21 protein-coding genes are annotated in these 21,568 nt (G+C 62.7%); 8 read left to right on the forward strand and 13 right to left on the reverse strand.

The genetic code is table 11. The features are described from left to right. Both Bsp3421_RS01290 and Bsp3421_RS01295 read right to left on the reverse strand, forming a co-directional pair. Positions 1-315, reverse strand: a complete 315-nt coding sequence (locus tag Bsp3421_RS01290; protein ID WP_273995419.1) for a BufA1 family periplasmic bufferin-type metallophore — start codon at positions 313-315, stop codon at positions 1-3. A gap of 438 nt (positions 316-753) precedes the next feature. Then, complete coding sequence (locus tag Bsp3421_RS01295) at positions 754-1,143, reverse strand: hypothetical protein (protein ID WP_273995421.1); 390 nt, start codon at positions 1,141-1,143, stop codon at positions 754-756. A gap of 181 nt (positions 1,144-1,324) precedes the next feature. On the opposite strand from Bsp3421_RS01295, the gene Bsp3421_RS01305 reads away from it, so the two are divergent. Beyond that, positions 1,325-2,770 (forward strand): hypothetical protein, encoded by a 1,446-nt coding sequence (locus Bsp3421_RS01305; protein ID WP_273995423.1) that lies wholly within the window; start codon positions 1,325-1,327, stop codon positions 2,768-2,770. A gap of 208 nt (positions 2,771-2,978) precedes the next feature. Continuing rightward, positions 2,979-3,305, forward strand: coding sequence for a hypothetical protein (locus Bsp3421_RS01310; protein WP_273995424.1), 327 nt, complete (start codon positions 2,979-2,981; stop codon positions 3,303-3,305). A 379-nt stretch (positions 3,306-3,684) separates the two neighbouring features. Here Bsp3421_RS01310 and Bsp3421_RS01315 read toward each other — a convergent pair whose 3' ends face one another. From Bsp3421_RS01315 to Bsp3421_RS01350, 8 genes are all read right to left on the reverse strand, one after another. Further along, positions 3,685-4,497, reverse strand: a complete 813-nt coding sequence (locus Bsp3421_RS01315; protein WP_273995425.1) for a hypothetical protein — start codon at positions 4,495-4,497, stop codon at positions 3,685-3,687. A gap of 76 nt (positions 4,498-4,573) precedes the next feature. Continuing rightward, positions 4,574-5,038, reverse strand: a complete 465-nt coding sequence (locus tag Bsp3421_RS01320) for a hypothetical protein (protein WP_273995426.1) — start codon at positions 5,036-5,038, stop codon at positions 4,574-4,576. A gap of 266 nt (positions 5,039-5,304) precedes the next feature. After that, positions 5,305-5,607 carry a hypothetical protein gene (locus Bsp3421_RS01325; protein WP_273995427.1) on the reverse strand — a complete coding sequence of 101 codons (303 nt, stop codon included), beginning with the start codon at positions 5,605-5,607 and terminating at the stop codon, positions 5,305-5,307. A gap of 257 nt (positions 5,608-5,864) precedes the next feature. Further along, complete coding sequence (locus tag Bsp3421_RS01330) at positions 5,865-7,079, reverse strand: patatin-like phospholipase family protein (protein ID WP_273995429.1); 1,215 nt, start codon at positions 7,077-7,079, stop codon at positions 5,865-5,867. Beyond that, complete coding sequence (locus Bsp3421_RS01335) at positions 7,076-7,861, reverse strand: 3-hydroxybutyrate dehydrogenase (protein WP_273995431.1); 786 nt, start codon at positions 7,859-7,861, stop codon at positions 7,076-7,078. Before Bsp3421_RS01335 ends, Bsp3421_RS01330 begins: the two co-directional genes overlap by 4 nt. 221 nt (positions 7,862-8,082) lie before the next feature. Beyond that, positions 8,083-9,015, reverse strand: coding sequence for a hypothetical protein (locus Bsp3421_RS01340; protein ID WP_273995433.1), 933 nt, complete (start codon positions 9,013-9,015; stop codon positions 8,083-8,085). 1,080 nt (positions 9,016-10,095) lie between these two features. Next, entirely contained in the window at positions 10,096-11,202 is a 1,107-nt protein-coding gene (locus Bsp3421_RS01345; protein WP_273995434.1) for a chitosanase, read from the reverse strand. 229 nt (positions 11,203-11,431) lie between these two features. Then, positions 11,432-12,247 (reverse strand): polysaccharide lyase family 7 protein, encoded by an 816-nt coding sequence (locus Bsp3421_RS01350; RefSeq protein ID WP_273995435.1) that lies wholly within the window; start codon positions 12,245-12,247, stop codon positions 11,432-11,434. 137 nt (positions 12,248-12,384) lie between these two features. Between Bsp3421_RS01350 and Bsp3421_RS01355 the strand changes: the two genes are divergently transcribed. Next, on the forward strand, positions 12,385-12,708 hold the full coding sequence (locus Bsp3421_RS01355; RefSeq protein ID WP_273995436.1) for a hypothetical protein: 324 nt from the start codon (positions 12,385-12,387) through the stop codon (positions 12,706-12,708). 155 nt (positions 12,709-12,863) lie between these two features. Here the strand turns inward: Bsp3421_RS01355 and Bsp3421_RS01360 are convergent, their stop codons facing one another. Then, entirely contained in the window at positions 12,864-13,229 is a 366-nt protein-coding gene (locus Bsp3421_RS01360) for a hypothetical protein (RefSeq protein ID WP_273995437.1), read from the reverse strand. A gap of 165 nt (positions 13,230-13,394) precedes the next feature. Here Bsp3421_RS01360 and Bsp3421_RS01365 point away from each other — a divergent pair, with 165 nt between their 5' ends. The 3 genes from Bsp3421_RS01365 (at position 13,395) to Bsp3421_RS01375 (ending at position 16,836) form a co-directional block, all read left to right on the forward strand. After that, complete coding sequence (locus tag Bsp3421_RS01365) at positions 13,395-14,132, forward strand: class I SAM-dependent methyltransferase (protein WP_273995438.1); 738 nt, start codon at positions 13,395-13,397, stop codon at positions 14,130-14,132. Between the two features lie 194 nt (positions 14,133-14,326). Further along, positions 14,327-15,436, forward strand: coding sequence for a GNAT family N-acetyltransferase (locus Bsp3421_RS01370; protein WP_273995439.1), 1,110 nt, complete (start codon positions 14,327-14,329; stop codon positions 15,434-15,436). 5 nt (positions 15,437-15,441) lie between these two features. Further along, positions 15,442-16,836 (forward strand): FAD-binding oxidoreductase, encoded by a 1,395-nt coding sequence (locus Bsp3421_RS01375; RefSeq protein WP_273995440.1) that lies wholly within the window; start codon positions 15,442-15,444, stop codon positions 16,834-16,836. Positions 16,837-17,863: 1,027 nt separating this feature from the next. Here the strand turns inward: Bsp3421_RS01375 and Bsp3421_RS01380 are convergent. Both Bsp3421_RS01380 and Bsp3421_RS01385 read right to left on the reverse strand, forming a co-directional pair. Further along, positions 17,864-18,475, reverse strand: coding sequence for a LysE family translocator (locus Bsp3421_RS01380; RefSeq protein WP_273995441.1), 612 nt, complete (start codon positions 18,473-18,475; stop codon positions 17,864-17,866). Continuing rightward, a complete protein-coding gene (locus Bsp3421_RS01385; protein WP_273995442.1) occupies positions 18,475-20,073 on the reverse strand; it encodes a B12-binding domain-containing radical SAM protein in 1,599 nt (532 codons plus the stop codon). The genes Bsp3421_RS01380 and Bsp3421_RS01385 overlap by 1 nt, the downstream gene beginning before the upstream one ends. 298 nt (positions 20,074-20,371) lie before the next feature. Here Bsp3421_RS01385 and Bsp3421_RS01390 point away from each other — a divergent pair, with 298 nt between their 5' ends. Beyond that, a complete protein-coding gene (locus Bsp3421_RS01390; RefSeq protein ID WP_273995443.1) occupies positions 20,372-20,530 on the forward strand; it encodes a DUF5993 family protein in 159 nt (52 codons plus the stop codon). 15 nt (positions 20,531-20,545) lie between these two features. After that, entirely contained in the window at positions 20,546-21,124 is a 579-nt protein-coding gene (locus Bsp3421_RS01395; protein ID WP_273995444.1) for a disulfide bond formation protein B, read from the forward strand. Positions 21,125-21,568 lie beyond the last annotated feature (444 nt).

The following is a 21,568-nucleotide window of genomic DNA, read 5'->3' on the forward strand; positions in this document are numbered from 1 at the left end:
TCAGGACTTGATCGGCGTGAGCGAGCCGTGGGCGCCGCCCGGCACGGTGATGCTCGCGCACGTCCCGCCCTGGACGAACTTCCACGAGTTGCCCTGGAAATCCATCGTCGACGTGCCCTGGCACGTGGTGCCCGGACCTGCCGCGCAATCGTTCTGTCCTTTCAGGGCAACGCCGAAGCATTTCTCCTTGTGAGCGGCGGTGGCCGCCTTGACTTCCGCCTGGGTCAAGGGTGCAGCCTGCGCCGTCGCCGCAAGCAGGGTGGCCACTGCGCTGGCCAGCAGGGCGGAACTCACCACGGTTTTATTTGCAGACATTGAATTTCTCCATGAAGTTGATGAGGCATGCCGGGAAATTGCGGCTGCCGAAATGAATCAGGACTTGGTTCGAAGTAACGCTTCCTTGTTGTATGCCGTTTCATCGAACCCACTCCGGTGCGGCCTACTACGGAAAACACTCGAATGACGAATTCGCCATACCGCGCCTGCCGCGAAGGCTTGTCCGTGCCGACGACGGATCAGCATCATCGGACCGTGCGCACGACGCATCATTCACGCTTGAATATGGCGGAATAAAGTGAAACAAAAGCCCGTTGTATTTCTTGTCGACCGCCTGGCAGATCGAGCGCGCTGTAAGTCCTGTCGACTCGATCCGTTCAGAACGTATGGAAATACTAGCGGATGGGTGGTGTCGGATTCCTCACGAAAAATTAAATTTATCGTGATATCTGACGTGAGCGTGTGTGCGCCGCGGCATCACTGATTTTTCATAGGTATCCGCATGAAAGAACAGTAATCCGTAATTTTTCTGATCTGTGCGGGGGCATCGCGCGCGGCTGCGCGTTTCGTCACGAAGCGACGCAGCCCCATTCCCGGTGCGATTCGGCAGGCTTGGCGCGATCGCGGCCACCTGAGGGTGCCTCGGGCCCGGAAAACGATGCGCGTGCCGCTGCAGGCGCCGGGCGTATAGCGAAACGTCACCGAGTGGGTCGCGCCATCGTAGCGCGGCGTTGCGCCGGACTGCTTCACGAGCGCATCGGTATCGGCCCAGAAGAGAGGCGTGTCGGAATAGTCGGCGCGCCAATCGTAGCCGTATGACGGCAGGCCGCTCAGGATCGCCGTGTGCGTATTGGGTTCATTCACCACGCTGGTCAGCCTCGGCGTGCTGCGGCCGTTCCTGCCGTTGTATGGGCGACGGCTCGGCGTCGCGTCGCCATCCGCCGTGATTCAGTGGCCGGGCGCGACCTTCTTCGGTACGGCGATCATCGCGCCGCTCTTGGGGAAACTGGCGGCGTTGCGCGGGTCCATGGGCATGACGATCGCCGGATTGCCGCCCGCGATCGCCATCGCGGTGAGCGCGGCTGGTTGCGCAGCCGGGATGGGTTTGCGCAAGCGGATGGAGGCGCGTTGCGCGGGATCGCGAAACGGGCGTGGAATCGGGTGCCCGCCGCGCCTATCCCTGCGCTATGATGCGACACCCATTCCTTCCAAGGCGGCCATGAAACGTCTCTTTCCGTTAGCCATTCTGTCGTGCGCGGGATTGATCTGCACCGCGTCGTTCGCTTCCACCCAAGGCAAACAGCCCGTTCCCGCGTACGTGGAGCCGATCGCCGCCGCGGCGCCCGGCATGCTGGTGCAAAGCCTGGACGGGCCGGTCACGAACGCGGAAATCCAGTCGTTCGTCGATTTTGCACAAACGTTGCAGCCGCAACCGACCAATGTCGGCAATGCATGGGCGCAAGGGCCCAGCGGCGAAAACCTCAAGGCCATGTCGCTGGTCTACGACATTGCGCCGCGCAAGGAAATTCTGGACAAGATGGTGTCGTTCTGCGACACGCTGCTGTCGCAGCGCAACGACATCCTGCCGGCGCCCGCGGGGCAGCGCGTCATCTGGACGGGCCGCATCGATCCGGTGTGGCCGAACGATCCGGACGGTCATCCGATCGAGACGGGCGGCGAGCAGGGCGACCCGGTGGGGCACCTGGGCAGCTGCGCCGCGCAGATCCTGAAGACGCCGGCGCTGTACGGCCAGGCCGTCGCGGGCGGCGACCCGTTCCATTTCGGCGCGACGTACCTGGAGCGCGCCCGGCGCTATGTCGCCGAGGCGGACAAGACGGTCGATGCGCACATCCTGTCATCGCTGCTGACGCTCGACAGCGCCAAGCACATGTCGTTCGCCAAGGTCTCCCCCTACAAGTCCGGCCAGCCGGTGCCGTGGAACCAGCAGATGATGTTCGCCTATGGTTTCCTCAAGCTGGCGCAGGCGCACGATCTGCTGAAGGACGACCCGAAGCGGGTCCAGCGTTACGACCAGATCGTCAAGGCCAACCTCGAATGGTTCATCGGCGACGGCCTGACGCGCTACGCGGACAAGCAGGGGCGCACCGCCTTCGACTGGGGCTACGCGATGCCGGCCGTGTCCCGTGAAGACGGCAATCACGGCAGCCTCGATGTCGCCGGGTTCTATCGGCTGTCCCAGAGCGGCCGCTATGGCGTCGACATCACCTGGATGGCGCCCATGGTCAATACGGTCATGGATGTCCTGCGGCTCGGCGATCGCAGCTTCGCGGGCCGGTTGAACGGCACGAGCGGCGACGGCAACAGCAAGGGCACGAACTATCTGCGCAGCGGCTATCTGTTTCTCGCGCTGCTGCAGCCCGATGTCTACGCCAGGATGATGGGCGACGGCGGCATCCGGGTCGGCGGCATCAGCAACATCGGCGCCTACTCGCGCTTTCTGTGGGTGAAGGATCAGCGGGCCCGCGGCAAGTGAGGGCAAGCGGCGCGTGAGTCGTTCACCGGCGCGCGCCCGATCCCGGGCGTCGAGGCGGCGCCCGGCCGCCGCCTCGACGGCCTTCCGCCGATCCGCTTCACGCATCGTCGCCGGTTCGTTCCGGTTGTACACGCCGGACGCGGCTGCTTCATCCGGCGGGAACGCGATAGCCTAACCCGGGACCTGAGGGAGGGATGTGAGGAAGGGGATGATTCTCGCGCTTAATGCCACGGCAACATCGATCGTCGTTGGCTTTTTTCTGTCGGTTTGCTATCGGATGGCTTTTCCGCTGGGGCGGTACGACTGGCAAATCTCGATTGCCGAATTATGTTTGATGCTGCCGATGGCGATCGGTGCATTTTGGCTGTTGGCGCGAGCGTTAAGAAAAGATCGGTCAGGAACGCGCTTCTATAAGTTCATCTGCTGGATAGCCGACGGCGGGCCCACTCGCCGCCTGACCGCATCCGCGATCGGTGCAATCCTGTTGGTTCAGTGCTTGAAATTGGCGGCTTCGATCATGAGGTCGGTGTTTTAATCGGGATTCCATATGAATGGGGGCGTTGGCTTACGCATTGCCGGCCCCTCGTTCGCCGCGCGATCGGCCAGCCACGCGGCCATGACGGGCAGGCGTCGCGCGCGGTAAGGGACGTGCACCGCCTATCGCGCAGACGTGCCGGCGATCGCCGAGTCGTTGCCGCTGCAGCCGGACAGGAATGTCCGGGGGCGCATGGCGTCGGTGGTCAAGCCGTCCGTGAACACGCCGAAGCAAGGGCGGCGCAGAGGTTCGTGCCGCCGTGGTGACAATCTCGCATGGGAGAGGGCGCCTGGCCGGCAGCGTGTCGATGCCGATCGAGCACGCACAGGTCTGGGTATCGACGTGCATGACGACCCTGGGCGGACTTCAACTCATCAACTCATGGCGTCCTGGCCTGGGAACAGGTCGCGCGCGCACTCCGGAGCCCTTCCGCATACGCCGCGTCGAACGCCTGGGCCGTCATTTGCGCGCCGAACCGGGCCTGCAGCCGCTCGCGGGACCATTTGCCGTTTCCCGCCGCGGCCGCCAGCAGGTTGAATGCAATCGCCTGCGCGGGGTCCTGGGCGTTGAACTTGCCGGAGGGGTAGTTCGTGGCGAGCAGGCCGGCGGCCAGCGGGTCGCATTGGCTGGCGGCCTCCTTCAGATGGCTCAGCGCGTCGTCTTTCCAGCGTTTGACGTCCGGATCGTCCGGGTTCGCGCCGGCCGATGGAACCGTGCCGGTGCCATCCGGGCCTTCCAGGTAGAAATCGATCTGCGCGTCCGCCCGTCCCGTGCGTGCGGCCAGCGCGAGAAACCGCAGGCGCTCCTGTACCTCGGCCGGCGTGACGCCGGCGCATGGATGCGTCGTATCGGCGGGCGCGGATGACGCGCTGCCGGCGTCGCGCTGCGTCGGATTCGCGGCGCAAAGCGATTCCGCCAAGTAGACCCGATAGGCCGCATCGGGGTTGCCCAGGCGCGCCGCGCCCTCGTATTGCGCGACGTACTGCGCCACCGTCTTGCCGCCCAGGTCGATGATCCTGCCGCTGCTGCCGATCAAGGCCGGTGCATCGACGACATTCCCGCCCGCGCCCGGCGAAGCCGATGACGAGAAGGTCGACGCGCCGCGTTCCTCGACCTGCGCATCCCGGGCGCGCGCGCCCGGACCCGGGGCGGGGTCCGGGCTGCGCGCGGCGTGATAGACGCCGGCCAGCACGCATCCCGCGACGCCGAGGGCGAGCCAGTATGCGGGCTTCATGCTCGCGAGGGTGTCCGGGCGCGGATCGAGGGGCTTATTGCCAGAGATAGCAGTAGGTTTCGTTGCTTTCGAGATTGTTGCCCAGCGCGGGCTGCGACAGATCCTTGACCCAGCCGTTCGGATCCGTCGGCGTCGGCGTATCGCCGCAGTTCGTATGGACCCAGTGGATCCCGACGTCGCCGCCCGTGTAGAGTTCGCCGCACAGTTCGAGCTGATCGCCGACCTGAATCTGGTTCAGCGGCGTCGGCACGCTTTTCTGGTTGCGGGAGTAGCCGTTCGCAAAGACATTGTCCATCGCGACGTCGTAGATGACGCCGTCGGTGCCGAGCAGGCTCACGTGGGTGTGTGACAGATAGATGCCTTGCAGCGCCGAGCCGGACTTGAACGTGGGCGGAGTCTGGACGGTGCCGGTCAGCAGGGTTCCGCCTTGACAGACATCGGCGGCGAGCGCGGACAGGGAAGCGACGGATAACGCCAGGGCAACAAGAATCTTCTTCAATTGAACCCCCTCGAAATTTGAATTGAATGCGTGGAACGGAATCGTGTCGCGCTCGCAGTCGGTGAGTGCCGCGTTCGACACGATTCCAATTGTTAAGATATCGAATGAATGATGACGAGGGGATGAAAATTCAAAACATTGGATTTTAGATATTTGTTGGGCGGAGAATTAATTCGATGTTCTATTTTAATTAATGGAATTCGATGGAAAATGAAAGTGAGGCGAAAGCGTTGTGTTTGACGGCTAGCGGGGGAAGGCGGCGGCGCTCAAGGCGCGTGGTGTTGAGCGGGCTTCTGGCGCAGCATCGCGCATGATTGCGGCGGCATCGGCGTGAACCGGTCACTCGTCAAGATCGGCAAGGCTCGGATCAGGAGGCGCAAGATGCCCGGAGGGGCGGCGATCTTCCTGAGGGGATTTTCGATGCGGGGCAGTCGCCATTGAATTGTAAATATCGACCTGAATGACCTTGATCTTTCCAGTCTCGGCTTCCTCTCGTTGCCGATGATGTGCTCTTCGTTGAATCGTTTTTTCACGGCCGTTTCGCTCGGGAACGGACGCTGCGCCGTCATCGCACTCACCTCGATCTGCACGTCGTGCCGCGCAGGACCCAAGCGCGCGCGATCGCGCCGCTGAAGAACACGGCGAAACGGGATTTAGGCGTATCTCGATGCGGAAGGCGAGGCGAGCGCGTCCCGGCCGCTCAGCCACGGGCACCCTGAAACGATCCTCGACCGATTCCGGACTGCGTCGGCTCGCCGGCGCGTCGATCGGCCGCACGTCGCTCGATCCGCGCGCCGGCCATGCTGCGCGCCAATCCCGGCCGGTATCAGCGGGCTCGGTGGATATCGTGCGTGACGAAGCCGGCCTCGTTGTCGGGCGGTGCGAGGCCATCCTTGACGGCGAGCGTCTTGCGGATATCCTCCAGACCTGTCGCCCAGCGATCGCGCATGGTCGACAGGCCGAACTGCGCATCCTTGTACTGATTCTCCGAGGGCTTTTGCTGGTAGATCAGATGCTGCACGTTGTAGCGCCGGCCGGACGAGACCTCTTCGGCCTGCTGGCACCACGGATCGCTCCTGCGCACATCCTCCGGCACGTGCCCGAGCACGCGATGCAGAAGGCTGCGATAACGCTGTTCGCGCTGCAGCGTATCGGTCACGAAGCGGGTCCGGCTCGAATACTGGACATCCTTGGTGCGTTCGGCGACGTCGTCCAGCGACTGCGGCAGCGGCCCATGCGCGCTCCACAGATCGACCTGGAACGCGAGCGTGTCGCGTCGCGGCGACGCGCGCAGCACTTCCATGAGCGGCGTGTTCGAGACGATGCCGCCGTCCCAGTAGAACTCGCCGTCGATCTCGACGGGCGGGAACGCGGGCGGCAGCGCGCCCGAGGCCATGAAATGCTCGGGCCGAAGCGTCGTCTTCGTGTTGTCGAAGTAGATGAAGTTGCCCGTGCCTACGTTCACGGCGCCCACCGACACCCGCGTTTCGCCCGAGTTGATGCGGTCGAAATCGCACAGCTTGAGCAGCGTTGCGCGCAGCGCGGAGGTGTCGTAGTAGCTGACCTTGCCGGGCGGTTGGGCTGCGCCCGGCAGCGGCGGCGGGAAGCGCGGCGTGAAGAAGCCGCGCTGGCCCTGCAGGAACGCGCTGGCCGTCTGGGTCGCGGTGAGCATCGAGCGGATGTGTTCGTGGCCGTTGAACAGCGCGTATTCGAAAGCGGCCGGCAGTGCGGGGAGGAACGCGGGCTGGCAGATCGTTTCCCAGAATTCGCGCAGGCGCTCGACGCGCCGTTCCGGCGGATTGCCGGCGATCAGCGCGGTGTTGAGCGCGCCGATCGAGATGCCGGCGATCCAATCGAGCGGAACGCCTGCTTCATGCAGGCCCTCGAACACTCCCGCCTGGTAGGCGCCGAGCGCGCCGCCGCCTTGCAGCACGAGCGCGATCGTCTCGTACGGCAGCAGGTGAGCCGGCCGCCCCCCGGCCTCGCTGTGCAGATCGGCCGGATCGACGGTCTGTTTTTCGGTACGGGCGCGCGGCTTCATTGCATGAACCATCCGTGACTGACGATGAACGACTGGCCGGTCAACGCGGCGCTCGGGAACGCGGACAGGAACAGCACCGTCTGCGCGACGTCCTCGACCGTGGTGAACACGCCGTCCACCGTGTTGCCGAGCATCACATGCTTGATCACGTCGTCTTCGCTGATGCCGAGTTCCTTCGCCTGCTCCGGAATCTGCTTGTCGACGAGCGGCGTGCGCACGAAGCCCGGACACACCACGTGCGAGCGCACGTTGTGCTTCGCGCCTTCCTTGGCCAGCACGCGCGCGAGGCCCAGCAAGCCGTGCTTCGCCGTCACATAGGCCGACTTCAGCGGCGACGCCTCGTGCGAGTGCACCGAGCCCATGTAGATCACCACGCCGCCGCGATCGTCCTTGTACATGTACTTGAGCGCCGCCTTGGTCGTCAGGAACGCGCCGTCGACGTGGATCGCCTGCATCTTCTTCCAGTCCGAGAACGCATAGTTCTCGATCGGATTCACGATCTGGATGCCCGCGTTCGACACCAGGATGTCGATCGTGCCGAAGGCCGCCGCCACCTTGTCGATCCCGCTGTTGACCGCTTCCTCGCTGGTCACGTCCATCGCGACGCCGATCGCTTTGCCGCCCGCCTGCCTGATCTGTTCCGCCACCGCGTTCGCGCCGTCCTGGTTCAGGTCCGCGATCGCCACCGCCGCGCCCGCCTTCGCCAGTTCCAGCGCGATCTCCTTGCCGATCCCGCTCGCCGCGCCCGTCACGACAGCGACTTTTCCGTTCAGATTGCTCATATCAATGTCTTGTAAAGAGGGGAAGGGCCTCGGCCGCCAGGCAAGCATCGGTTGACCCGCCGGCCCCGGCATCGGTGCACGCGCCTCGATGCATGCAGGCGCCGCCGGATGCCCACTCGCGCGACGGGCGTGGCCGGGCGCGCTCGCTGGTCCGGTGCATGCACGATCACGCGGGAGAACCCGGTACGCCGCGCGTACCGATCCGCTCGGGCAAGGCCCGTTTAACGCTCCGCGTAGTCGATGCCGGTCAGCGGACCCAGTTGGGCAATGGTCGTGAAGTGCGCTTCGTGTTTCGTGTCGATATCGAGCACCCGGACGTTGCCGCCGAGATCCGTCACGAACGCGCGCCGACCGCGTGCGTCGAGCGACACGCCGATTCCCTCTTTCAGATCGCGCGCGAGTACTTCGCGATCGATCAATCCGGACGCGGTGATCCTGGCGCGGTTCAGCGTGTTGCCGTCGTCCGTGTCGCTGCCGCGATCGGTCCAGTACAGCACGCCGTTGTCGTGATCGAGATCGAGATCGATCGGCTCCGGCAGGTCGGCCAACAGGCATTCGACGTCCGGGCGCTGGTCGGGGCGCGCGCCCGCGGGCGGCTCGATGTTTGCCCTGAAGATACGACCTTGGCCGGCGTCCGGCGGCCCCTTCTGGGTCCAGTAGACATGACCGTTCGCCTTGTCCAGCACGATGCCGACGCAGTGGCGGGTCGCGTCGGCCGTGTCGGCGGGGAACTCGCCCGTGCGCACGAGTTCGGTGACCTCCGCGCCGTCGAGCCGGGCACGCATGACGCGCATGCCTTCGCGGTCGCACCAGTAAAGATGGCCGCCCGGCTTGTCGAGCACCAGTTCCTTCGGCGTTCCGGCCTGGCCGCTCGGCACCAGCACGCGGTGGCCGGTCCCGTCGAGATACGCGCATTCGATCGTGCCGTCGTTCGGCGGAACCGGACGGCTGGTCGGATCGCTGTCGATCAGGTGGATGCCGGTGCCCATGTTGGTCCAGTACACGATGTTGCTTTCGGCATCGACCTTGATGCCGTCGGGCGTTCGGGTCAGATTCCCGAGCACCGTTTGATGGGACCCATCGGGTGACAGGGCAATGATCGCGGGCGGGCGCGCCTGCAGGACATACAACGTACCGTCATGCTGTGTCGTCACGATAAGGTTTCCTAATGTTGTCGCGAGGATTGCCGTCGGTTCGCACGGGCGGATGGAATTCATTTCCATCGAACGGGCTGTCGATAGCGTACACGCGTCAGGCCTTCGAAAGCCTGGCCTGAGCGGCGGGCATTTGTTAACGATTGTCAAGATAAATTGGGGGAGTATTAATGGCGCGATCCGATGACGGATGAGGCGCTCCGAAAATTTCGTACGCCGTGAGACCGGGCGGGCGCGACGGATTGGAACGCGCCATAGGGCGGATCGCGAAGCGGCGACACATGCCGGGATTCGAGGCACGCGACGATGAACGCCTCACATTGAACGAATCGCCCGGGAACGGGACCGTGCCGGTGGTTGGTGGCGCGGGAGGACGGCGATGCGCCATCGTCACCGGAATGGTTCGGCCCCTGGACGGCACCGCTGCCTCCCCGGGGAGGCGCTCGAAGCGATTCCGGATGAATCGATTCGAGGCGCACTCAAGGAGCGGACTTTCATATACGTAAAGAGCGAGGTGACCGTTCTAATTCGATCGGCTTCTTGCCCGGCAGCTTCCGGTCTACCGGCGATGATCGGCTGTCGACTCAACAAGACCGCTGGAGTCGATGCATCGATTGATGCCAGGGGGTGTGCAATTCTTTATATTTGTTTTATTGAGTGAGCAGTGATTGGCAATCGGTTTCATCAACGCGAATCTATAGCAAGACGAAACATCAGGGGTGCGATGCCGGCATGAGCGGGTTGAGCGGTTTTCCGTCGTTCTCCGGATACATCAGCTTCGCTGATGCAATCCGGAGGGAGCGGAGCAGGCCGTACGAGAAGGCGCTTCACCGACGCATGCAAACGCGAAGCCGGACTTCCGGCCGCCTGTGCGCCGGCGTGATGGGCGTGCCGCAGGCGAACGGTGCGGTGTCGATCGTGTTGTTCTCTGGTTCGACCTGCACCGGCAAACTGCATCGGGATCGACAGCACCCGGTCGAACCGCCGGGCGGCAAGCTACGTGTCGCGACCGTCCGCGGGAACGCCAGCCGTTCCGGACGACAGGCCGGCGTCCCGCTGTCTCGATCGCGTCGACACGCATCAATGCATCGTCCAATTCGTGACCTTGACGATGGCGGCATCGACATTCTTGAGGCTCGTCTGGCCTTCCTGCATCAGGATGCTCCATTCCTGCACGCGATGGGTGCCGTTCGGCGGTTGGTTGAAATCGTGCGTGTCGACCACCTTCGCGCGCTCGGCATAGAACTTCGTCATGAACGTCTTCTCGTCCACGCTGTTGCCGGAGCGGGCCAGCAGGCCTTCGAGCGAATTCTTGTCGCCCGTTGCGCCTTGGTTGAGCGCCGTGTCGACGAAGGAGCCGATGGTCAGCGCCGAATTGAAGCCGCGCTGCCGCGCCTGCGCCACGCTGTATCCGATGTAGACGTTGTAGAACGTACGCCACATCGCCTCGCGCCAGTTCGCATTGCTTTGCAGCGCGTTGATCTTTCCGCAGAACGTCTTCGCGCTGTCGGTGATCTTCAGGATCGATCCGGACATGCTGCCGTGTACGCCGATGCGTGACAGCCCGCCCTGGATCGAGGGATTCGAGGCGCCGCCGAAGGCGTCATATTCCTTGAACAGTGCCGGCGCATCGGGGCCGGTGTCGTTCGGACCGCCGGTCGTGGCGCCGAAGATGCCGATGGTGTAGCCCCGATCGTCACCGATATTCTCGCAATAGCCGTAGAACTTCGTCCATTCGAGGGTGTCCTGTTCCGGCTTGTTGATCAGCTTCATGATGTTGTCCCATTGCTCGCCATCGAGTTGGGTCTTCGATTTCAGGAACTGCAGCGTGGCCGGCGAGAAATTGGCGTCGTGGTCGAGTAGCCGGGCATCGATCCGGGTCGGCGTGCAGGCCGCACCGGTTACCCACGGCTGCCCGCTGCCGTCGAGACCGCTGCTGAGGGACGGCGCGTTACCTTGCGTCCGGTAGGCGGCCGTGTAGTTCACGCCTGTGTCGCTGACGACATTCCCGGGCTGATAAATGCGGTTTCCCGACCAGGGCGCATCGCAGATCTCCGCGTTCGCGGACTGTCCCGCATCGCTTCCGGTGGCGAGCTGCGCATTGGCGCTCCAGGGAAAGGAAAGCAGCCCGGACAGTGCAGCGGAAATCGACATGATCTTCAGCGTTTGAATCGACGTTTTTTTCATCTTGAACGCTCCGTTGTGAATGGTATTTTTCAATCAATTCAAGAAAATCGCGACGAGCAGACGGCGCGATTTTTACAGCACACGACATGGCCGCGCGCGATACGTGCGCGCCAAGGTGTTGATGCCGGTGGGAAACAGCGACCAACGTGTCACGGTGGATTCGACCGGAATGCCGGAGCAGGCGAATCCGCCGAGGATGCAGAAAAATCCGCTGCGCGAAACCGCGCTTCTAGCGATGGGTCAGGGAAAGCGCATGGAATTTGACGACGGTGCCGGGGGCTGTCGTCGGTGTGCCCGAGCTGGCCGTTTGGTCGTAGTTGCCGGCCTTGAAATAGAAGTCCTCTCCCTCGAAGCTCGCATCCATCGTGAAGGATCGGGTGGTGTGATTGATCTTCACGCCTATCGTCGTGCCGGACAGACTCAGTTCATAGCTGAACGGCGTCCCGAGCGTGACGTCCGCGATCGGATAGGTCGTGGATTTCCCACCCTGGTTGGTTGCCTCGAGCAAGAGCTGCACGACGCCTTTCGATGTCACTTGTATTTCACACAGCGGCTTGCTGGGCCCGGAGCCCTGGAAAATCTGACCGATCGTGGTGTGGTCGGGCACCTGGACCACGGAGACGGTTGCCTGCAGGAGATTCGTTCCGGCGGGGGGCCATGCCGTATTTTCACGCAGCTCGGTCCGGGGATGCTGCGATCCCGATGTGGTCCATCCGCGCCGAGGGTCCATCATGACCATCGCGCCGTCCGACTTGTCCGTGTAGAAGTAATACGGATTCGTATATCCCGCCGCGAGGCTATCCGCGTTCACGGTGTCGACGCTGCCCGATGCCCCGGTGGGGAGTTGGAGCGTGAAGGGCGCGAGGTTGAAATTCAATCCGGGCGGGTTCGCCGGGCTCAAGGCAGGAAGCGCCGCATCGATCGTCTGCCCGGCTTGCATCAAGGCGGCGGGAGAAACCGCATGGCCTGGGCTGTCCCCCCCGCACGCCGAGAGCATGCCTCCAAGCAGGGCGGCGACAAGGCAGGCTGCGATCGAATCTCTCATGGGGTCGTCTCTCGTTGTTTGAATTAATCTTGGATGGCGAATAGGTTACCTTTATTTTCAAATCGACGGTGAATAAAAATCACTATTTTATTTTATAAAATATTGTTAATTATTCTATTGTCCTATGATTCAATAGGATGATTTTATTGGTGGGTGCTTCCAATAAATTCATGGTGGCGAATGAATTTTTGGTGAACCTTGCAATCAGGATTGCCAGCGCAATGGCACGGGATGGATGGCTGATCGGCGAACTTCGTCGTGGCATGGCCGGATGTTTCGAATTGCATGATCGGCGCACGGCGCGACCCGCCATGTTCGAGCGACTTTTCTGTGCACCGGAGCCGTTGCGAGGCGCCGTTCGGTTTGTCGAGCCGTGTCACGAGGTGAGACCGTGGACCCATCCGGTTCAAGCGATCGTCATCGCGACCGTCCCGGTTGCGTTCATCACCAGTGTTCCCTGAGGGCGGCGGCGATCAACCTATATGCTCAAACACGACATTTTTATTGAGCGGAAACGCGACATCTGAACCTGGGACCCATACTTAATGTCGAGGCCGGATTCAGATGTCGTAGCGCGGGCTCAATATAGATGCCGCATATTTCATCGGTCGCTCCATCATTTAGCGAAGCGCCGAGCTTGAAGGGGCAGGACGCTGACATTCGATCCATGCACCTTGCCAGGCCGTCGGCCCGCTTGATCGGCTTGAGGCGCGCCCCGTGGAGCCGCCGCTTCGATGTCCAATTCCGTGAAGGCACGCGGTGCCATGCTGCGCTTGGGTTGTTCGGACCCGATCCAGAGCGGATCACGATCGGCTGTCTTTCCTGGCACGGAAGCGTGGAATTCGGGGGCGAAGCACCAAGCCGTATCGCTGCTGGGTAAGCCTACACTCAGCAGGGAAGCCGCGGGAATCAAAACCATCCCTGCCATTACAGGGTCGACTCCGGTTATCTGATAATCCATGGAATTAATAAAGAATTTCATTTAAAGTTTGAAAATATTTCTTGATAAAAATAAATAATATTTATATATTGATACCGTCATCCGCTGATCGAATAAAAGCGGCTGCGTGCGACACGTCTCGACCTCGCCAAATCCAAGAGAGATCTGCGGGCCTCCGATGTGTCATGCATTTACGGGGAATCCGACATGACGTCCGCAACGCATAGCCAGTTCGACGGGCTGGCCGCTCTATACGAAAACATGGCAACGTGGCCATTTCGAAGAGATATTGAAATACCCAGCGTGCTGGAAGTAGTGGGAGACGTGGCGGGCAAGGATATTCTCGATTTCGGCTGTGGAGACGGTACCTACTCGCGCATCCTTAAGCAAAGAGGCGCGCGCAGGGTGACCGGATTCGATGAGGCCGAAGGCATGTTGCGGCATGCGTGCGATCGCGAGTCCGGCGAACACCTGGGCATCGATTTCGTGTCGCGGCTCGATCCGGATCTCGATCACCGGTTCGATCTCGTATTGGGCGTGTATGTGTTGCCCTATGCGGCGGACAAGTCGGCGCTCGAGCAAATGTGCGCGAGCATGAAGCGGCTGCTACACCCCGGCGGCCGGCTTGTCACGCTTCCGATTCATCCCGAGTATGTCGCAGACCCTGCCTACTACGCGTGTTATGGCTTTTCGCTGACGCAGACCCCCGCGCACGAGGATGGCGGAGAAGTCCGGATCGAGCTGTTTCATTCGGGATACGGCGGTACCGTGACCGCATGGTATTGGTCCAAGGCGTCACTCGATGCGGCGTTACGGGCGGCCGGCTTTGAGCATATCGTCCATCGCAACCCTCTGCCGTCGGCGCTGACGCCCATCGAGCACGCACCCGAGACACTTCGCCCATATCTGTCGCGACCTCACGCCGTGATTCTGGATTGTCGGTAGACATCGCACATCGCGCGCCACCGACCCGCGTCACCGCCGCTTTTTTCCCAACGTCCCGGAGTTTTCCATGCGTTGTCACACACCGTCTGTCCGCTGAGCGGTACCGGGAAGAGGTTGGCGCGATGAGGAACGGCACAGCGGGCAAGGTCGTGCTGACCTGGCGCGCCTGAACGAGACGCAAGGGGGCGCAGGCTATGCAACTGTCGGTGGAAATCATCGAGTCGATTGAACGGATTGTGCCCGGCGCATACGAATCGTTCTTTCACGCCAGTGGCGCCTCTCTTTTTTACGATCCGCAGTTCCTGCGTGCGGCGGAACGTTCACCGCTGCTGCCGGCGCTCGGTACCTACTATGTTCTCGTTTTGCATGGGCGGCGGATCGTCGCGTTCATGCCCGTCTATCTGCAAAGGCTCATGGTCGTCGATCCCCTGGGTGTGCTGAGGCAGAACGCGGGACTCGTGGACGACGGCTGCGACCTTGCGCTGCTCAGTCATATCATGCACTGCTTCACGAGCACTATCCCGTCGATCGTCGGATCACCGCATGTATATCCGCTGATGTTCGATGCGCTTGCGGACCTCGCGCAATGCACTGGCGCCCGATACTACGGTTTGCTGAACGTTTGCGACGAAATGCTGCTTGCGGCTGCGATCGATCGCGGCATGCATGTGAACTACATGGTGGATCGCTTCTATACGGATCTCGACAGGTTCGGCGACTTCGACGATTTCGTCGAGCAACTACCGGCCGACGGCCGAAGGGAGATGAATCGCCAGCTTCGGAAATTCACCGCCAGCGGCGCCTGCTCGCAGATCATCGCGCCGCCGTTCGACGGCCGACTGCAACAGCTCGCCGCGCTGTGCCACGCGACCACGTCACGCCATGGGACGCCGCAATACTTCCCCACCGTTCCGTTAGCGGAGTTTTGCCGACTTTGCGGCAGCCTCGTGCGCCTGTGCACGATCGAAACCGGAGGGCGAGTCGTCGGCGGCCTCATATGTTTCGAGGGCCCCGATACGTTCTACACGTGGTCTGCTGGCGTCACGTACGACCAGACGGATTTCAGTCCATACACGATCGCGTTCGCGGCGTCGTACCGGTATGCGTTCGAACGCAACCTGCATCGCCTCGAAGGCGGCCGGCTCAACGCGAGAATCAAGACCCGGCTGGGGATGCGGCCGGGCCGGCTCTATGCCGTCACGAGCGACGACCTGAAACCCGCTGCCGCTCGCGTCGCCTCACTCAATCACATGGCAGTTTCGGAAACAACTGATTCTATCGACTCTTCGTTGCGAAAGGAGTAAGCCCAATGACTATGCTTAATACGGTTGCATTGGCGGACGATTTCCGCACATTCCCAGCAAGAGTCAAAGGCCGGGTGCGCTCGCGGCACCATCCCGAGTATGCGGGCTGGCACCGGCGCTCGACGTGGAATGGACGTTCGTTCGAGCGCTATCCCGAGTACATCGTGAAAGTGGAGTGCGAGGACGACATCGTTCAGGCGATTGACTTCGCGCACGCGCACGGGATGCGCATCAGCGTGCGGGGCGGCGGCCACAGCTACAGCGGCTGTTTTCTGCGCGAGGGCGGCATGCTTCTCGACCTCTCGGAGATGCAGGACATTCGCGTTGAGGTCGCCGCGCGCCGGGCGATCGTTCAACCTGGCGTGACGAGCCGCCAGTTGAGCGAAAGCCTCGCCGCGCATGATCTCGCCTTTCCGACTGGCCATGGAGGCGGCGTCGCGATCAGCGGGTTTCTGCTCGGCGGCGGACTTGGCATCAATTGCACTTCATGGGGTGGGATGAGCCTCTTCAACGTGCTGGCCATGGACGCCGTCACCGCCGACGGCCGGATCCGCCACCTCAGCGCCGACAGCGAGCCTGACCTTTTCTGGGCCGCCAGAGGCTGTGGCCCGACCGCGTTCTTCGTCGTCACCCGCTTCTACCTGGCTTGCGAGCCGCTGCCGCACGCGATGACGACCAATACGTATCGTGTGCCGTTCGGAAGACTCGCGGCGCTGTTGACGGAAATCGAACGCATCCGACCCGCCCCGGCCTTGCAGGTCATGCTCGCGGTGGTCCCATCGGCAAGCGTCACCGCAGCCGAATGCAGCCGCGAAGGCCTGCTCAGTACGATCGCGTTTGCCGACAATGCATCGCAGGCGAACGCATTGCACGCGGCGCTCGTCTCCAGGCTGCCCGACGGTTGGCTCACGCCGGTGGAAGAAGATCAGGCATCCAGCTTCGAAGCCATTTATAGGCAGACGGATGCCATGATGGCCGCGAAGCGCTTCCGGACCGACAACATTCTCACGGACAGGGCGGAAGACGCTGTTCGGATTCTCGCGTCGCATTTGCCTCGCCAACCGTCTCCGGCAAGCGTGCCGCTCTTCATCTGGCGTGGCATGCACGCGTTTGAGGACGCGGCCTATTCGGCGCACGGCAGGTTCTTCCTGTCGACTTACGCTCAATGGAACGACGCCGCCGACGACGAAGTCAACCGGGAGTGGCTCAAGTGCTTGTATGACGAGCTCGCGACAGTCGCGTCCGGATGCTATATCAACGAATTTGACATCGAGACGCGCGCACTGGACATCGCCCGCTGCTTCTCCGCGGAAAACTGGCGGCGGCTGGTGGAATTACGGCGGCGCTATGACCCGGACGGCGTCTTTCACGATGTCACCACATTGACGCCGCGCGTGTGACATACAACTCGGAAAGAGACCTGCATTTGCCGGAGCGTCACGTGCCGGTGCGTCGCGCATTGCGGTCGCGCCGCAGCGATCGTGCGGCCACAGCACGCGACCCGCTCCGACCCGCTCCGACTCGGACGCGTCCTCGATGCCGATCGCTCTTTGATGAGGCACGCGAAGCTCGATGCGGCGGAGCGGTCGATCGATCCGGCCCGGGTCAAGCGGCTCGATCTGTTCGGGAAGGCGGGGGCCGCGATGGACGGCGCACGCCGAGCACAATTGACGTTGCGGGCCGGTGACGGAGGCGGAGATCCGGCCGTTCGTCGACTTCGCGCAAGCGCTCCGGCCGAAGCCGGCCAACCTCGGTAACGCAAGGGCTGAGCGGAGACAAGCTCAAGGCCATGTCGCGGGTCTACGACAGGGCGCCGCGCAAGGAAATTCCGGACAAGGGGGCGTCGTTTCGCGACACGCGGTTGTTGTTGCGTTGCTCGCCGGCGTCCCCCAATCGGCCAGGGCCTGTCCGCCACGCAATCATGAGCCGACTCGCGCGGGCTGCATGCGTCAGGACGCTTGCGGACAGCAGGTCAGCGCGCGCGGTCAAACGCCGCCGGACATCGATCGCGCCGACGCATGGCCGCCCGTTCGGCTGGTTGGAACGCGCCCGCCGCCTGCTTTCCGGACCGGGTCCGCCATCGCCGCCCATTGAAGAAAAGACGATCGCGAAAGTATGCCGGCGGATCACCTATGGATGAATCGCGGTGTTTTTCCTACCATGACTTCGCCGAAACGACACGTATCGAAGGAAGCCGCCGCACATTTCGGCGAGGAGGGGTCTGGGGAGCAACGGAACAGGGAAGTCAGTTAAGCCCGGCGAACGTACCCGAAGTACTTCATAGATCGCTCCCCCCGGTCAATGGGCGCAGCTCTCCACGCGCGATGGACTTCGGCACCGAGAACGAATCGGGAGCGCGACTTGCGTTTGAGCGGTCCCGGTGTCGGGCTGTCGGCGCACTTGTCGTCGCCTCGTGCGGGCCCCGCGCTAGTCGCTGACGATCGCGATCGCGCCCAGCACGACGAACAGCGTGCCGGCGAGAAACTGGCCGATCCGTAGCGCGTGGCCGCCCGGCGACACGCGGGCGCGCAACGGATGGGCGAGCAGGATGCAGAACACGTCGGCGGCGGAAAACAGCAGGTTCGCGCAAGCGCCGAGCAGGAACAGTTGCCAGCCGAGCCCGATCGACGCGTCCGGATCGGTGAATTGCAGCAGGAACGAAAAATAGAACAGCGCCGATTTCGGATTCGACGCCTCGATGAACGCGCTCGACGACACGACGTTGCGCGGCACGTCGATCGCCGCGTCCTGCCCGACGGGCGCGCGGATGCGCTGGATACCGAGCCAGACCAGATAGGCGCCGCCGACCACCTTAAGCACGTGATACAGCATCGGCGACGTCTTCAGCACCGCGACCGCACCGAGCGCGACGATGCAGATCTGGAAGAAGGCGCCGAGATGAATGCCGAGCGCGGACAGGAAGCCGGCCCGCCGCCCGTGCTGCAGCGTCAACGATACGGTCTGCAGCAGCGCGGGCCCCGGGATGAAACCGAAGCCGATGCAGGTCAGGCCGAAGAACAGCGCTTGCTCGGGCGACATCAGAGATCGTCTCCGATCACGATGCCGAGCCGGCCGCATTCGCCGCGCACCCGATCGCGCGCGATGGCAAGCCGCTCCTTCGACAGCTCGGGCATGAACACGCCGATATAGTCGTCGATGGCGGCCTCGCGATCGAAGATATCGACGTTCCGGTAGCGATCGGCCACGTCCTGCCGCCGTGCGCGACTTCCGATCGCGAGACCCAGTCGGGCCGACATCGTTTCAGCCTCGTCGGGATCGGTCAGATAGCGAAATTCCTTCGAGCCCGGTTCTGGCGACAGCAATTCGATGTCGGCGCTGATGATCACATCCCGCCCGACCTTGAGGAATGCGATGTAGGTCTCGATGTTTTCCTCCAGCAACGCCTCGTTCATTCCCAGATGCCCCAGCACGAATCCCGCCTTGATCGCCACGCCATGCGTGCGCGCATTGTGCAGCGCACGCAAATTGGCGTCGGCCATCCGCTTCGCGGCCGCCACCGGATCCTTGTTGCGCAGTGGCTTGTTGAGCGCCTGCAGCGAACGCGCGGCGCCCGCGTCGACGCCCACGAACAGAATGCGGAAGCCGATCCCGCGCATTGCTTTCAGTACCTGCTCCTTCTCCATGCCGTCCGCGCGCGCGTAGCCGACCAGGACCGGGCGCGCGTCCGCCGGTAACGCGCGCCACCACGACGGCGTCGACTCCGCCATGTCGAGCATCAGCCGCGCGAACGTGAGCGGCAGTTCGTCGGCCGTCACGTACAGGTAATCGTAGCCCGCCTCCCACGCGCTGCGGATGACGGACCACGCGTGATCCGCCGGCAGTTCGTTCTTCCACATGCTGCCATACTGGATCGAGCAGAACGAACAGGCATCGTCGCCGCTGAACTTGATGCAACCGCGCCCGATTTCGACCGGCACGCCCTTGCGTACCTGCCGCCCGGTCAATGCCAGGATCCGCCGGCCCAGGCGCCGGGTGAAATTCTCGGTGTAGACGGCGGTATGCGGCAAAGTCCGGTCGATCAGGCTGTAGTCGATGACGCGGTTCACCGCCTCACGAATCGTCGGATCAGCGACGATTCGCCCGGATTCCAGACGAACCGACCCGGGATAAACGCTGGCGGCTCGCGCGTGCTGCCGATCCCTCAGGAAATCGACCAGACCGCCATACACTTCGTTGCCGACGAATCCGCAGTCGATCAGTTCGCCGTGACGATCGAGGATCTCGCGGCTCAATGCCGTGAAGTGATCGTTGCCGACCACGATCGCGATATGCGGATCGATGGATTTGACCGCGTGAGCGATCCGGATAGCGGCTTCGTAATTCGCCGTGATCGCACTGAGGCAGACGGCAAGGGTGCGGCTGGCCCGCTCGCGGACCGCCGTGAGGATACGGTCGAGCGGATGAATCACGCCATCGACATAATGGCCCTCAAAGCCCGGCAGCGCGTCGACATGAGAAGCCAGCGATAGGATGCCGAGATGCGGGAAATTGGCCCAGTCGGTATGTTGAATGCCCTTCGATACGACGATATTGTTCGCTTCGCCCGCGCCGTCCGCATCCAGATCGTTGCTGTTCGGCGGATTGATGAAAAATACGATGGCCCTCGGCTCACTCATGGCGCAGTTCTCTCGATATTGTGGATCTTGTCTGGAAACTACTACAACCGGCCAGCCCATGCCTCCGCGGGCAGACGGAACCCTCGGGTGACGACCTTACCGCTTTTCTCGTACGCACGGAAGGGCCCGCGACGGCATCCGGCAACGGATGCCGTCCGCCGATATCCGATGCCCGGACCTGGCGTCGACAGGCATGCTGCGCGACGCGCCGCAGACGACATGATAGGCTTGCGGGCGCCAGATCCAGTCAAGGGCTGTTGTCTGGTGATCGATATGGATTATTGTTTAGGAATATGAAATGTTTATGTTTTTGCCGTTCTTACTGGCGCTTGCCACGATGGGACAAGTCGCTCGCGGAAAATATACGTCGAGTCTCGTTCTGTTTCTCGTCACCCTGGTCGTGACCCTGGCTTCGTTCGAGCATCATGCAACTGATGCGCTCCAACTGACCTTCTAGTCGCGGGAACAGCGCATGAATGCAACTATCAATCAGCAGGCGGCGCAGCCCGCGTGGAGCAGCCGGAATCTGAACAGCCTCGCGCTGTTGGGCGTTTGCCTGGCGTTGGGCATTGCCTTTTACTACCAACTCGCTTTCGGCGAATTGCCCTGTCCGCTTTGTCTGTTGCAAAGGGCGGGTTTGATTCTCATCGGGATTGGCTTGGCGTTGAACGTGCGGTTCGGCGTACGCGGCCTGCATTACGGCGCGGCGCTCGTCGCAGCCGTGGCGACGGGCGCGATCGCGGTTCGTCAGGTTCTGCTGCACATCGTTCCCGGCACCGGCGCGTATGGGTCATCCTTGCTCGGCCTCCATTTCTATACCTGGGCCGCCATCGCCTCGATCGTGGTCGTGGTGTTCGTCGCGCTCATGCTGCTCTTGCCGGGTGACGAGCGTTCCGGATCGCCATCCAACGATATCAATACGATGGGCAAGATAGCCATTGCGCTCTTTCTCGTGATGATCGCGGCGAACCTGGCGTCGACCCTGCTCGAATGCGGATTCGGCCAATGCGCCGACGATCCCGTGGTCTATCAGTGGTTGAGCCATACCTGACGCGAGCGCGTGATCTGTCCAGGCCGACGCCTTCCTGGAGTAGATCGGAATCCTGGAGGTTGGCGCGACTGTGTTGAGTCGGCGCTTCACCTCAACAAGGGGTGGGGCGCCCTCAGCATCGAGGTCGGATGATGGACGGAAGTAAGGTTCGTCGCGGAAGACCGCGACGGCGGCTTTCGGTGCAGTGGGCAATCTGACGCCGGCAGCAATGCGATCGGGATGCTGGATGGGCCACCGGGTTGACCGAGTGGCATGGCCGTCGGAGGCACGCCGAGCCTTGTCGCTGTATCGGATACCGGTTGGCGGCGCGCCGCGCTGCCGGGTTGCCCGTCCTCGCCGGTGCGCTGCGTCGATTTGTCCGTCGCGGACGCCGACCTTCATGCTTTCCCTTGCCGTCGCGCCTACGCGCTCAGTCGAGGGGCCGCGACGTCCCCGAGCCATTTC

Origin of the sequence: Burkholderia sp. FERM BP-3421 (assembly GCF_028657905.1) — a bacterium.
GTDB lineage: Bacteria > Pseudomonadota > Gammaproteobacteria > Burkholderiales > Burkholderiaceae > Burkholderia.